Source organism: Agrobacterium tumefaciens, from assembly GCF_013337285.1.
Classification (GTDB): Bacteria; Pseudomonadota; Alphaproteobacteria; order Rhizobiales; family Rhizobiaceae; genus Agrobacterium; species Agrobacterium burrii.
The window spans coordinates 342,872-355,002 of sequence record NZ_SUPW01000001.1 but is presented as its reverse complement, the minus strand read 5'-3'; the positions used below and the strand labels follow the sequence as shown (position 1 = coordinate 355,002).

Genomic DNA, 12,131 nt, shown 5'->3' with positions numbered 1-12,131 from the left:
AATATTAAAGCTCTCTGTTTTAGATTGTGGATCATAAACAGGGATATCGGCTTCATGCGACTCTTTGCGGCAGAACGGTTTGTTGTTGGTTTTATTGCCGTATTGCTCGTTATCGACGCGGCATTGATCGCTTTCAAAGGCATCAATGTCGATTATATCGGATATTTTTTGTGCGCGCTGGCAGGTGCCGGTGTTTTTATCCTCGGCCAGTTCTATCGCAAAACCGGGCGCGATTCTGGCATCGCCGCCGCTCTGATTTCGAGCGGGCTGTTCATCCTGTTTTCGCTCGTCGCCTCGGTTTTCAATTACATGTTCCTGCCGGTTGCTTTTCCGGTCATCGATCAGGCGCTTTTCCGTGTGGATGCGGCTTTTGGTTATAGCTGGCCGGATATCGTCATTTGGGCGGCCACATATCCCTGGATCGGCAAAACGCTGTTCATGGTTTACGCGACCTCGTTGCCGCAACTCCTGCTGATCATCATCACGCTGGGTTTCACCGGTAAGGACAGGATGTTGCACCATTTCCTCGTCACAGGGGTGATTGGCGCCATGGTCAGCATCACCTTCTGGATATTTTTCCCGACCTATGGTGCCAAAGCCTATCATGAGTTGCCGCAGTGGGTTACGCAGACCATTCCGTTGGCTGTCGACCCTGCCTATGGGCGGGAATTGATGCGGCTGGGGCAGGAAGGCGTGAGTTACCTTACTCCCAGAAACGTGCTGGGGCTGATCGGCTTTCCGTCATTCCACATCTTCATGGCGGCGATGTCCGTCTGGTTCGTGCCGCGCCATCGGCTGGTGATGGCGGTAATCCTGCCATTGAATTTCGTGATGCTACTGGCCGTTCTAGTACAAGGCGGACATCATCTTGCCGATGTTTTCGGCGGTCTCATCGCTTTTGTCATCGTCTGCGCCGCCTCGGCCCGCCTGCTCAACTGGATGTCGGCAAGGAAGCGCACCGGTGAGACGGTAAGCGTTCCGGCTCAACTTACCGCGGCGGAATAATTGCCATGGGTTTCGCTCTCGCGGGCTTCCGCGAGAAGCCAGTCGGATAACAGCCGGGCCGATGCGCTCATCACTTCGGCTTCAATCAGCCAGTAATATTTTTCCGTATCGGCAGCCCGGTCGAAAAGCACTGTCAATTGTCCTCCGGCGATCTCGTCGCGCAGAAGTGCAGTCGGGCACAGGCCAATGCCCTGACCGGTCTTCAGCGCGGTCACCAGCAGGTTGAAATCCGCAAAGATCGGGCCGGCGCTCCGTGGCGGGGATAGGCCAGCAGTTGCCAGCCATTCCCGCCATGCCGTCTCGCTGTCATCATGCAGCAATTCCGCTTGGCATAGGCTGGAGACGTCATCGAAGGTACCGGATTTCGCAATGTAAGCCGGTGCGCATGTCGGGCGCGTCTCGGCGCTGAAGAGCGCCACGGCTTTCTGCACAGGGGTCGCGCCATGTATGATTCTGAGATCGGCCTCCACGGCGTAGTCCGTGCCGGAATAGCTGATCGACACCTGTATGTCTGGATGCAGCGCCCGGAAGCGGGGCAGGCGGGGTGTCAGAAAATGCGCCACCACGGAGGGCAGGCTCGCCAGGCGCACAGTCATGCGGTCGTGGCCCCGACGGATACGCTCCGCGCCGGAGGCGATCTGCCGCAGGCCACCTGAAACCGTGACGCCGAATTCCTGGCCGGCCGGGGTAAGTCTCACGCCTCTCGCATGCCGGTCGAACAGAGCCACGCCAAGCCAAGCTTCCAGATTGCGCACATGCTGGCTTACCGCAGTTGCCGTCATGCCAAGTTCCTGCGCAGCCACAGAAAAGCTTTGTTGTCTGGCGGCGGCTTCAAAAGCGCGAAGGGTGGCGAGCGGCGGCAGTTTCATCGTTGATGAGGGTAAGTTACGCTTGGGCTGAGCGCAAGAAAAACCCTTCTTGTCAGCCGGGCGTTCATGCCGCAATTTCACATCGACATTTACATTGCCGCGAGGATTTCATGACCCTTATGCCTGCTGCCGAACCCGTCGATGCCGCCGCGCGCCGCGCTATCCGCCCTGTCGTCGTTTATCCGAACGGCTTGCTTGAGAAGCCGGACCTTGCGCGTCTGGAAAAGGCAAGGGAGGGCATGGAGAAGATCGACGAGGTCATCGTGCCGCCGCGTGACGGCCGGACTTTCAATGTGCCGAAGGGGCATTTTTTCCGCATCGTCAGCATCGAAGGTCCGCAGGTCGGGGACTTGAACCTCTGGAACGCGCATGACCTGAGCGAGCGCTTTTTCAGCGGCAAGACCCGCGCCCTGCATGCCACTCATGTTTCCGTCGGCAACCGGCTGTGGAGCAACCTGCCGTCCCTGCGACCCATCGCGACTATCACCCACGATACATTGTCATGGTATGGCTGGGACGAGGATGGCGGCGGCGTGCATGATGTAATTGGCACCCGCTGCGATCCCTATACCAACAAGCTGCTCAGCGGCGGCGACTATCACCATTGCTGCCATTCTAACCTGACGACCGCCCTTGCTTCGGCCAGCGGCCTGTCATTCCGGGAGGCCGAGCCGCATGTGCATGATGTACTGAACGTCTTCATGTGCACGGGGTTCACCCGCGACACGCATCAATATTTCATGAAGGCCAGCCCGGTGCGGCCGGGAGATTATCTGGAGCTTTTTGCGGAAATCGATCTCATTGGCGCGCTGTCCGCCTGTCCGGGTGGCGATTGTGGCTCGGCCCATTCCAGCGATGCGGCTCTCTGTTATCCGCTAAAGGTGGAAATATTCCGGCCGGATATGGCGGTGCTCGAAGGTTGGCCCTGGCCGGAAACGAATACCTATCGCCCTGTGGAGTGATAAATCGGAAAACGTCTCCTCCGTTCTCTGCAACGGATTAACGTCACGATACGTGGTTGAATCCTCGGCACAAGGCCGAGGATGACGTTGCGTGTAAGGCCAGCCTCAGGAAGCCAGCGCCGCCTTGATCTTCTCCGCGTGGGCCTTCAACACCTCGCCATCGGCCATGGCGCCCGAATGGGGTTTAAGCGGTTCGCCTTCCTTGCGCGGAATGACGTGGAAATGCAGGTGGAACACGGTCTGGCCGGCCGCCGGTTCGTTGAACTGGGCAACGAAGACGCCATCGGCATCGAAGGCTTCCTTGGCCGCCACGGCCAGTTTTTGCACCACGGGAATGGTCCTCGCCAGAACTTCAGGGTCCGCATCGAGCAGATTGCGCGAACCGGTCTTCGGAACGACAAGCAGATGGCCGGGGGCTTGTGGCATCACATCCATGAAGGCCAGCGTATGCTCGTCCTCATAAAGCTTGTGGCTCGGAATTTCACCGCGCAGGATTTTCGCGAAGATATTGTTGTCGTCATAGGCGCTGGCCGTCATCGGTGATCTCCTCATCGCGGACTATGCGTCCGGTTCCTGTTCCTGTCTCTCGCCCTTGCGGAATGGCGTGTGTTCATCAAGATAGTCGCCAATATGCTCGACCTCTTCGCGCTCGCGCTGAAGGTAATCGGCAATGGCGCGGCGCAGGCCCGGGTGGACGATGAAATGCGCCGAATGGGTGGTGACCGGCACGTAACCGCGCGCCAGCTTGTGTTCGCCCTGGGCACCGGCTTCCACCCGTTTCAATCCCTTCGCCAGCGCGAAATCGATCGCCTGATGGTAACAGACCTCGAAATGCAAATAGGGGTGATCCTCGATGCAGCCCCAGTGACGACCGTAAAGCGCGTCCGAGCCAATAAAGTTGATCGCACCGGCGATATAACGCCCGTCGCGTTTCGCCATCACCAGCAGAACATCGTCGGCCATGCGTTCGCCGATCAGCGAATAAAATTCCCGCGTCAGATAGGGCCGGCCCCATTTGCGGCCGCCGGTATCCAGATAGAACGCGAAGAACTGGTCCCAGATGTCCTCGGTCAGATCGCTGCCGGTTAGCCAGTCGATTTCGATGCCGTTTTCCAGTGCCGCGCGGCGCTCCTTTTTCAGCCCCTTGCGCTTGCGTGAGGAAAGAGCGTCGAGAAAATCATCATGGTCGCGATAACCGTCATTGATGAAGTGGAATTGCTGGTCGGTCCTGTGCAGGAAATCGCGGGGCAGAAGTGCTGCAAGATCGTCTTCGGGCAGAAACGTGACATGTGCGGAGGAGACGCCGATCTTTTCCGTCACCTGCGCGAGGCCGGAGGCCAGAAGCGGCTTGAAGCGTGTTTCGTCCACGGTTTCGGAAGTGAGCAGCCGCGGCCCCGTCGCCGGCGTGAAGGGAACCGAACATTGCAGTTTCGGATAATAATGACCGCCAGCCCGCTCGAAAGCATCCGCCCAGCCATGGTCGAAGACATATTCGCCCTTGCTGTGGTTCTTCAGATAGGCCGGTATCGCCCCGACCAGATCCCCGGACGCGTTTTCGAGCAGCAGATGGTTTCCAAGCCAGCCGGTCTTGGCTGTCGCCGATCCGGACTCTTCCATCGATGATAAAAATGCGTGAGAGATGAAAGGATTGTATGGTTTTCCTGACGTATTGCGTGATGTTCCGGAAAGCCGTTTCCAGCTTTCCGGATCGATATCCCCCAGAGATTGCGCAACGCGAATGGAATAGTCTTCTGTCATGCCGTAGCGGAGGGGTTCTCTCTCGGGTCGAAACCTTCGAATGTCATCTGGTCCGCATATTTATAGGTAGTCTCACGCGCATTTTCATCCCTGACCGTCCAGGTAATCACCGGAAGCCCAAGTTTTCTTTGCGCCTCGATGAAGCTGTTGGGCAGGTGACCCCAATGATAGGAGATGAAATCAAGCCCAAGCTGCATCGCTTCGTCATGACTAAAGAAGTCTTCCGGCTTGTCGCCTTCGGCGGTGAGACCAAGCGGCCAGGGAGACCCCGCAGCCTTCAGGTCCTTCAGCAGGTGGTGGTCGAAGCTCATCAGCGCCACATGGCCCTTGTAGCCCTCGAGGTCCTCCAGAACCGCCTCGGCAAAACCGTCATCGACGCCTTCGCCCTTGCGGCCTTTCAGCTCGATCACCAGCGGCACCTTGCCGGCGCAGAGCGCCAGAAGCTGCTTCAGCGTCGGAACACGATCCTTCGTCTGGCCGACCGAAAGCATGGCCAGTTCACCCGACGTGCGTTCGCGCACGTCGCCCTTGATGCCGGTCAGCCGGGCCATGTCGTCGTCGTGAAAAATCACTGGCACGCTGTCGGCTGCCAGCTGAACATCGCATTCGATGGCAAAACCGGCTTCGACGGCGCGGGAAAAGGCGGAAAGCGTATTTTCCCAGACCGCCTTGTTGAGATCATGATAACCGCGATGGGCGACGGGCTGGGCCGTCAGCCAGGAAAGTTTTAGCGTCATGCGTCGATTTCCACGATGGCGTCGATCTCGACGGCGGCATTGAAGGGCAGGCAGGCCATGCCGACGGCGGCGCGGGCATGTTTGCCGGCATCACCGAGAACATTGGCGAGAAGATTGGATGCGCCGTTGATGACGAGATGCTGTTCAACGAATTCCGGAACGGAGGCAACGAAGCCGTTCAGCTTGATGACGCGGCGGATTTTCGAGAGGTCGCCGTTCAATGCGGCCTTGACCTGCGCGAGAATATTGACGGCGCATAATTCGGCGGCGCGCTGGGCTCCCGCAACGTCGATGTCGCGGCCAACAAGGCCCGTCACCGCAATCTTGCCAGATTCCATCGGCAGTTGACCCGATACATACAGAAGATTGCCGCTGATGGTGAAGGGAACGTAGTTTGCGGCTGGTGCTGCGGCTACGGGAAGCGTAAAGCCAAGTTCCTTGAGGCGGCCTTCGATGACATCAGACATTTTCGTCTCCGGTTTTGTTGTAAATCCTTCAAGAATCCGGCATTCAGAAGATGTTGATCCAAAAGCCGGGCGGTTGCTTGTACAATATGAGCAGCGAGTCCAACAGGAGATATTGCATGTTTGTCAGGACGCTTGGTTTTGTTGCCGCAACAGGGCTTATGACCGGCCTGTCAAACGCCGCCAATGCCTTGCCGGTGGCGGTTCCGGACCTCGTCGCCCATCGCGCCGTCTACGATCTCGAACTCAAGGACGCGTCCGATCGCTCCGGCATCGAGGGCATGACGGGCCGCATGGTCTATGAATTCACCGGCTCGGCCTGTCAGGGTTATAAGACGGATTTCCGTTTCGTGACGCAGATCAACACCGGCGACGCGGTGCGCATGACCGACCAGCAGACCACGACCTTCGAGGATCTGGCTGCGAAGAAGTTTACCTTCGAGACCAAGTCCTACACCGACGACAAGCTGGACAAGGAAGTGCAGGGGGCGGCAATCGACAACACCGACGGCGTCAAGGTCGATTTGACGATGCCCGATGCCCGCCAGGTCAGTCTCGTCGCCAGCGAATTCCCGACGCAGCATATGTTTCAGGTCATCGAACATGCGAAACAGGGAAAGCGTATCTTCGAATCCCGGATTTTCGACGGTTCCGATGATGGCGATGAAAGCCTGATCACCTCGACGCTGGTAGGCAAGTCGCAGATGCCGAAGGATGGCGATGCTGACGCCGTAAAGGCGGGCGAATTTGCGAAAGCCGCATTCTGGCCTGTCACTATCGCCTATTATAACGACAAGACGGGAACGGATTCGCTACCGATCTACCGCATGTCCTTCAAGCTTTACGAAAACGGAATCACCCGCGATCTGACCATGGATTACGGCGATTTTGTTCTGACCGGCAAACTGGCGAAGCTTGATATTCTCAAGCCGGGAACCTGCGAAAACAAGCCGGTTCGCTGAAAGGCGGGCTGTTCGCGCGGTTTTTTTGCATAAAAGCTTGCTTTTTATCTGGGGCGATTGTATGCGCCTCACCATTCCACACGCGAAGCTTGGGATGTTCCGGGAGAAATCCGGTCCGTTCCGCCCGGTGGTGCCGATAAAACGGCGCTGTTTGCTTCGCGGGGGTTAAACCGGAAAAGGAGTAACTAGGCATGGCATTGCCCGATTTTTCTATGCGTCAGCTTCTGGAAGCTGGCATTCACTTCGGCCACCAGACGCATCGCTGGAACCCGAAGATGAAGCCGTACATCTTCGGCGACCGTAACAACATCCACATCATCGACCTGGCTCAGACCGTTCCGATGCTGTCGCGCGCCCTTCAGGTCGTGTCCGACACCGTTGCTCGTGGCGGCCGCGTTCTGTTCGTCGGCACCAAGCGTCAGGCGTCCGAAATCATCGCCGACAGCGCAAAGCGTTCGGCCCAGTATTACGTCAACTCCCGCTGGCTCGGCGGCATGATGACCAACTGGAAGACGATTTCCAACTCGATCCAGCGTCTGCGCAAGGTTGACGAAATCCTGAACTCGGAAGGCTCCGGCTATTCCAAGAAGGAACGCCTGAACCTTGAGCGCGAGCGCGAAAAGCTTGAAAAGGCTCTCGGCGGTATCCGCGATATGGGCGGCGTTCCGGACCTGATGTTCATCATCGACACCAACAAGGAAAAGATCGCGATCGAAGAAGCCAAGCGTCTTGGCATTCCGGTCGTTGCGATCATCGACAGCAACTGCGACCCGGATCACATCGACTACCCGATCCCCGGTAACGACGACGCATCGCGCGCCATCTCGCTTTATTGCGACCTGATCGCCCGCGCTGCCATCGACGGTATCGCACGTCAGCAGGGCGCTTCCGGCCGTGACATCGGCGCTTCGGAAGAAGCTCCGATCGAGCCCGCGCTCGAAGATGAGGCTGGCGCCTGATAAAGGCCCTGTCTGGCGGCGATTTCTTAATCGCCGTCTCCTCGATAAGGATATGACAAGGCCGTCAAAGACCTTCAGTGGGTTGACGGCCTTGTTCGTTTCATACCGCTCCGTCGGGTCTTCGGTGAAGGCTTGGCGTTCGATGTGGTTGAAATGCGGTGACGGCCTTCATAACGCTGTCACACTTCGACGGCACCCATCATTTCGATGTATGGAGACGCCGCAGCACTTGGGAATGCGCATACCCCTTTCCTGAAATCCTCTCCGGTTTCAAAGGGTGTGCGGCCGGGTACACTCATCACCCAGAATTCGGCACGGCAAATTCTGCCTGCTGACCGATCGAACCGATAAGAGGCAAACAATGACCGAAATCACAGCCGCAATGGTGAAGGAACTGCGCGAGAAATCCGGCGCAGGCATGATGGACTGCAAGAAGGCTCTTGCTGAGACCAATGGCGACATGGAAGCGGCGATCGACTGGCTGCGCGCCAAGGGCATCGCAAAGGCTGACAAGAAGTCCGGCCGCACGGCTGCCGAAGGTCTGATCGGCGTCGCCACCATGGGTCACAAGGCTGTTGTTGTCGAACTCAACTCCGAGACCGACTTCGTTGCCCGTAACGACGCGTTCCAGGACCTCATCCGTGGTATCGCCCAGGTCGCTCTCTCCACCAACGGCACCGTTGAGGCTGTTGGCGCCGCAACCTACCCGGCGACCGGCAAGTCCGTTTCCGACAGCATCAAGGACGCGATCGCCACCATCGGCGAAAACATGACGCTGCGTCGTTCGGCTGCGCTCGAAGTCGAGCACGGCGTTGTCGCGACCTACATCCACAACGCTGCCGGCGACGGCATCGGTAAGCTCGGCGTTCTGGTTGCCCTGAAGTCGGTTGGCGACAAGGCCGTTCTGAACTCCATCGGCCGCCAGGTCGCCATGCACATTGCTGCGACCAACCCGCTCGCCATCCGCTCCGAAGAAGTCGATGCCGCAGTTGCCGAGCGCGAACGCAACGTCTTCATCGAACAGGCCCGCGAATCCGGCAAGCCGGAAGCCATCATCGAAAAGATGGTTGATGGCCGCATGCGCAAGTTCTTCGAAGAGGTCGCCCTTCTGTCGCAGGCTTTCGTCATCAACCCCGACATCACTGTCGGTGCTGCCGTCAAGGAAGCCGAAAAGGAAGCTGGCGCCGCCATCGAAGTGACGGGCATGGTTCGCCTGCTGCTCGGCGAAGGCGTCGAGAAGGAAGAAAGCGATTTCGCAGCAGAAGTCGCCGCAGTCGCCAAGGGCTGATTATATTTACCCAATCTTGGGAAAACGGGAGGGCATCGCGTGACAACGCGGTGCCCTTCGTGTATCCGCGTTTCGGTTACATTTCCGAGGAGTCATGATGTCTTCCAAGCCGATCTACAAACGTGTTCTTCTCAAGGCTTCTGGTGAAGCCCTCATGGGTGACCAGGGTTTCGGTATCGATGTGGCGGTGGCCGACCGGATCGCCTCCGATATTGCCGAAGCGAGGGCGATGGGTGTTGAAGTCGGCGTCGTCGTCGGCGGCGGCAATATTTTCCGCGGCGTGGCCGTGGCCTCCAAGGGCGGCGACCGGGTTACCGGCGACCATATGGGCATGCTGGCAACCATCATCAACGCGCTGGCGCTGGCAACCTCGCTGCGCAAGCTCAGCATCGACACCGTCGTTCTCTCCGCAATCGCCATGCCCGAGATCTGTGAGAGCTTCTCGCAGCGTGCGGCCCTTCACCACCTCGCGCAGGGCCGCGTGGTGATTTTTGCCGGCGGCACGGGCAACCCCTTCTTCACCACCGATTCCGCCGCAGCGCTGCGTGCCGCCGAAATGGGTGCCGAGGCGATCTTCAAGGGCACCCAGGTGGACGGCATCTATTCCGCCGATCCCAAGAAGGACCCGACGGCCACCCGTTTCGACGAGCTGACCCACAGCGAAGTTCTCGGCAAGGGGCTGGCGGTCATGGATATCGCCGCTGTGGCGCTTGCCCGCGAAAACCATATCCCGATCATTGTCTTCTCGATCCACGAGAAGGGCGGTTTCGCACAGATATTGACCGGCGGTGGTCGCAAGACCATCGTGCACGACAAGTAATCAAGAAAAGACGCCGCCCCTGGGGCGAATTACGGCCGGAAAGGCCGATAGAGATGGAGTATCTAGATGAGTGGTATTGACCTCAACGATATCAAGCGCCGCATGGATGGCGCCATCAATGCATTCAAGAGCGATATCGCATCGCTGCGCACCGGCCGTGCTTCGGCCAATATTCTCGATCCGGTGACCATTGAAGCCTATGGCTCGCGCGTGCCGCTCAATCAGGTTGCCAACATCACGGTTCCTGAGCCGCGCATGCTCGGCGTCAACATCTGGGACAAGTCGATGGTCAACGCCGTCGACCGCGCCATTCGCGAATCCAATCTCGGCCTCAACCCGATCGTCGATGGCCAGAACTTGAGAATTCCGCTGCCTGAACTCAACGAAGAGCGCCGCAAATCGCTCGTCAAGGTGGCCCACGACTATGCCGAAAAAGCCAAGGTGGCGATTCGCCATGTGCGTCGCGATGGCATGGACGGCCTGAAAAAAGCCGAAAAGGACGGAGACATCGGTCAGGACGAGAGCCGTGGACAGTCTGAAAAGGTCCAGAAAATGACCGACGACACGATTTCCGATATTGAACGCTTGCTTGGCGAGAAGGAAAGGGAAATCATGCAGGTGTGATATCGCTTGCGATAGACCTGTATTTTATTCGTTTTAATTCCGCACTGCCTGTTACTGGATCGATATGCCGACGACGACACGTTCCTCAATACCCGAGCACGTCGCCATCATCATGGATGGCAATGGGCGTTGGGCAAAACAGCGCGGTCTGCCGCGGGTGATGGGGCATCGCCGCGGGGTTGAGGTCGTGCGCGAGACTGTGCGTGCGGCCGGCGACTGCGGCATCAGCTATCTCACGCTCTTCGCCTTCTCCTCGGAAAACTGGCGCAGGCCCGAATCCGAGGTGAGCGATCTGATGGGGCTTCTGAAGGCCTTCATCCGGCGCGACCTTGCAGAACTGCATCGTGAAAATGTCCGCGTGCGCATTATCGGCGACCGGCAGGGCCTGAAAAACGACATCCGCTCTCTTCTCGAAGAAGCCGAACAGATGACGGCTGATAACACCAAGCTGACGCTGGTGATCGCCTTCAATTACGGCAGCCGTGACGAGATTACCCGCGCGACGATGGCGATCGCCCGCGATGTCGCCGAAGGTCGGCTGGATGCCGCATCGATCACGCCGGAGATGATTTCGGCGAGACTTGATACGTGCGGAATTCCGGATCCGGATCTCATCATCCGCACCAGCGGCGAAGAGCGCCTGTCGAACTTTCTGCTCTGGCAGGCGGCCTATTCCGAGTTCCTGTTCGTTCCCGAATATTGGCCCGACTTCGACCGGCAGCTGTTCTTTTCCGCAATCGAGCAATATGCAACGCGTAATCGCCGCTTCGGCGCCATCGCCGAGCAGGTTGCCGTGGCAGGCGCCTGATGAGCCGTGAACTCAGACTGCGGATCGTATCCGCAATCGTCATGGCGGCGGTCATATTGGCCGCCACCTGGTATGGCGGCATCCTGTTCCGTATCGTGGCCGGTCTTCTGGCGATCCTCATCTATTATGAATGGTCGACGGTTACCCGGCTGTCCGAAACCAACTCCACCGGCAATGCATGGGGCTGGTTTGCGGTCGCCGTCATCGCCGGCAACACGATTTTTGGCGAACCCTCGCTTGATCTGCCGCTACTCTCCGGTTTTACGCTGACAGCCGCACTTTTCCCTGTCCTGCGCGGTAAAAACTGGTGGCTGGTGGGCGGCATCATCTATGCTGGTCTCAGCGGCATTTCGCTGGCTGCCATTCGTGGCGACGAGTTGACCGGCTTCGTTTCTATCCTGTTCATTTTCGCCGTTGTCTGGTCGACGGATATTCTGGCTTATTTCGTCGGGCGCGCCATTGGCGGACCAAAGCTTGCGCCGGCGATCTCGCCCGGCAAGACCTGGTCTGGCGCCATCGGTGGGGCCGTGGCTGCGTTGATCGGCGGTGGCGTGGTGTCGCTGGCCTATCACGGCAGGATCAGCCTGCTGATACTTGGGCTTGCGCTTATCCTCTCGGTCTTCAGCCAGATCGGCGATCTTTTTGAATCCTTCGTGAAACGGCGTTTTCAGGTCAAGGATTCCAGCCATCTCATCCCGGGCCATGGCGGCTTCATGGACCGTGTTGACGGTCTTGTTTTTGCCTGCTTTACGGTATTCCTCATTGCTTTCGTGCATGCGGCAGCGACAGGCGACGTGCCCGGATCGGGCGGCGGTCTGTTGCCGGGCTTCTAAGCGGCGCGAAAGGTCACGACATAAAGGGCACATTGTCATGAA

At 58.4% G+C, this 12,131-nt stretch carries 14 protein-coding genes; 9 read left to right on the top strand and 5 right to left on the bottom strand.

What is annotated here, in order from left to right; genetic code table 11:
- The first annotated feature begins 54 nt into the window (after positions 1 to 54).
- Positions 55 to 1,005, top strand: a complete 951-nt coding sequence (locus tag FCH38_RS01700; protein ID WP_174372659.1) for a phosphatase PAP2 family protein — start codon at positions 55 to 57, stop codon at positions 1,003 to 1,005.
- Here the strand turns inward: FCH38_RS01700 and FCH38_RS01695 are convergent.
- Positions 984 to 1,874, bottom strand: coding sequence for a LysR family transcriptional regulator (locus FCH38_RS01695; RefSeq protein ID WP_153513634.1), 891 nt, complete (start codon positions 1,872 to 1,874; stop codon positions 984 to 986). The genes FCH38_RS01700 and FCH38_RS01695 overlap by 22 nt on opposite strands.
- A gap of 110 nt (positions 1,875 to 1,984) precedes the next feature.
- On the opposite strand from FCH38_RS01695, the gene FCH38_RS01690 reads away from it, so the two are divergent.
- Positions 1,985 to 2,836 carry an urea carboxylase-associated family protein gene (locus FCH38_RS01690; protein ID WP_174372658.1) on the top strand — a complete coding sequence of 284 codons (852 nt, stop codon included), beginning with the start codon at positions 1,985 to 1,987 and terminating at the stop codon, positions 2,834 to 2,836.
- A gap of 105 nt (positions 2,837 to 2,941) precedes the next feature.
- Here FCH38_RS01690 and FCH38_RS01685 read toward each other — a convergent pair whose 3' ends face one another.
- From FCH38_RS01685 to FCH38_RS01670, 4 genes are read right to left on the bottom strand one after another with little or no spacing between them, the layout of a single operon-like run.
- Positions 2,942 to 3,373: an HIT family protein gene (locus tag FCH38_RS01685; protein ID WP_174372657.1), complete on the bottom strand. Its 432-nt coding sequence runs from the start codon at positions 3,371 to 3,373 to the stop codon at positions 2,942 to 2,944.
- A 21-nt stretch (positions 3,374 to 3,394) separates the two neighbouring features.
- Positions 3,395 to 4,594, bottom strand: a complete 1,200-nt coding sequence (locus FCH38_RS01680; RefSeq protein WP_174372656.1) for a GNAT family N-acetyltransferase — start codon at positions 4,592 to 4,594, stop codon at positions 3,395 to 3,397.
- Complete coding sequence (locus tag FCH38_RS01675) at positions 4,591 to 5,331, bottom strand: glycerophosphodiester phosphodiesterase (protein WP_174372655.1); 741 nt, start codon at positions 5,329 to 5,331, stop codon at positions 4,591 to 4,593. The genes FCH38_RS01680 and FCH38_RS01675 overlap by 4 nt, the downstream gene beginning before the upstream one ends.
- Positions 5,328 to 5,798: a RidA family protein gene (locus FCH38_RS01670; protein ID WP_153513637.1), complete on the bottom strand. Its 471-nt coding sequence runs from the start codon at positions 5,796 to 5,798 to the stop codon at positions 5,328 to 5,330. Before FCH38_RS01670 ends, FCH38_RS01675 begins: the two co-directional genes overlap by 4 nt.
- 116 nt (positions 5,799 to 5,914) lie before the next feature.
- Between FCH38_RS01670 and FCH38_RS01665 the strand changes: the two genes are divergently transcribed.
- From FCH38_RS01665 to FCH38_RS01635, 7 genes are all read left to right on the top strand, one after another.
- Positions 5,915 to 6,757, top strand: coding sequence for a cell envelope integrity EipB family protein (locus FCH38_RS01665; protein ID WP_153513638.1), 843 nt, complete (start codon positions 5,915 to 5,917; stop codon positions 6,755 to 6,757).
- Between the two features lie 191 nt (positions 6,758 to 6,948).
- Entirely contained in the window at positions 6,949 to 7,716 is a 768-nt protein-coding gene (rpsB, locus tag FCH38_RS01660) for a 30S ribosomal protein S2 (protein WP_149897680.1), read from the top strand.
- A 361-nt stretch (positions 7,717 to 8,077) separates the two neighbouring features.
- Complete coding sequence (gene tsf / locus FCH38_RS01655) at positions 8,078 to 9,004, top strand: translation elongation factor Ts (protein ID WP_149897679.1); 927 nt, start codon at positions 8,078 to 8,080, stop codon at positions 9,002 to 9,004.
- 97 nt (positions 9,005 to 9,101) lie between these two features.
- A complete protein-coding gene (gene pyrH, locus FCH38_RS01650; protein ID WP_045018801.1) occupies positions 9,102 to 9,824 on the top strand; it encodes a UMP kinase in 723 nt (240 codons plus the stop codon).
- A 66-nt stretch (positions 9,825 to 9,890) separates the two neighbouring features.
- Entirely contained in the window at positions 9,891 to 10,448 is a 558-nt protein-coding gene (gene frr, locus FCH38_RS01645) for a ribosome recycling factor (protein ID WP_149897678.1), read from the top strand.
- A 64-nt stretch (positions 10,449 to 10,512) separates the two neighbouring features.
- Positions 10,513 to 11,256 (top strand): isoprenyl transferase, encoded by a 744-nt coding sequence (locus tag FCH38_RS01640; RefSeq protein ID WP_149897677.1) that lies wholly within the window; start codon positions 10,513 to 10,515, stop codon positions 11,254 to 11,256.
- On the top strand, positions 11,256 to 12,089 hold the full coding sequence (locus FCH38_RS01635) for a phosphatidate cytidylyltransferase (RefSeq protein WP_149897676.1): 834 nt from the start codon (positions 11,256 to 11,258) through the stop codon (positions 12,087 to 12,089). The genes FCH38_RS01640 and FCH38_RS01635 overlap by 1 nt, the downstream gene beginning before the upstream one ends.
- Positions 12,090 to 12,131 lie beyond the last annotated feature (42 nt).

Excerpts from the sequence above, each read along its gene's own strand:
- FCH38_RS01700 (WP_174372659.1), top strand. The coding sequence starts at position 55 with ATGCGACTCTTTGCGGCAGAACGGTTTGTTGTTGGTTTTATTGCCGTA.
- FCH38_RS01695 (WP_153513634.1), bottom strand. The coding sequence starts at position 1,874 with ATGAAACTGCCGCCGCTCGCCACCCTTCGCGCTTTTGAAGCCGCCGCC.
- FCH38_RS01690 (WP_174372658.1), top strand. The coding sequence starts at position 1,985 with ATGACCCTTATGCCTGCTGCCGAACCCGTCGATGCCGCCGCGCGCCGC.
- FCH38_RS01685 (WP_174372657.1), bottom strand. The coding sequence starts at position 3,373 with ATGACGGCCAGCGCCTATGACGACAACAATATCTTCGCGAAAATCCTG.
- FCH38_RS01680 (WP_174372656.1), bottom strand. The coding sequence starts at position 4,594 with ATGACAGAAGACTATTCCATTCGCGTTGCGCAATCTCTGGGGGATATC.
- FCH38_RS01675 (WP_174372655.1), bottom strand. The coding sequence starts at position 5,331 with ATGACGCTAAAACTTTCCTGGCTGACGGCCCAGCCCGTCGCCCATCGC.
- FCH38_RS01670 (WP_153513637.1), bottom strand. The coding sequence starts at position 5,798 with ATGTCTGATGTCATCGAAGGCCGCCTCAAGGAACTTGGCTTTACGCTT.
- FCH38_RS01665 (WP_153513638.1), top strand. The coding sequence starts at position 5,915 with ATGTTTGTCAGGACGCTTGGTTTTGTTGCCGCAACAGGGCTTATGACC.
- rpsB (WP_149897680.1), top strand. The coding sequence starts at position 6,949 with ATGGCATTGCCCGATTTTTCTATGCGTCAGCTTCTGGAAGCTGGCATT.
- tsf (WP_149897679.1), top strand. The coding sequence starts at position 8,078 with ATGACCGAAATCACAGCCGCAATGGTGAAGGAACTGCGCGAGAAATCC.
- pyrH (WP_045018801.1), top strand. The coding sequence starts at position 9,102 with ATGTCTTCCAAGCCGATCTACAAACGTGTTCTTCTCAAGGCTTCTGGT.
- frr (WP_149897678.1), top strand. The coding sequence starts at position 9,891 with ATGAGTGGTATTGACCTCAACGATATCAAGCGCCGCATGGATGGCGCC.
- FCH38_RS01640 (WP_149897677.1), top strand. The coding sequence starts at position 10,513 with ATGCCGACGACGACACGTTCCTCAATACCCGAGCACGTCGCCATCATC.
- FCH38_RS01635 (WP_149897676.1), top strand. The coding sequence starts at position 11,256 with ATGAGCCGTGAACTCAGACTGCGGATCGTATCCGCAATCGTCATGGCG.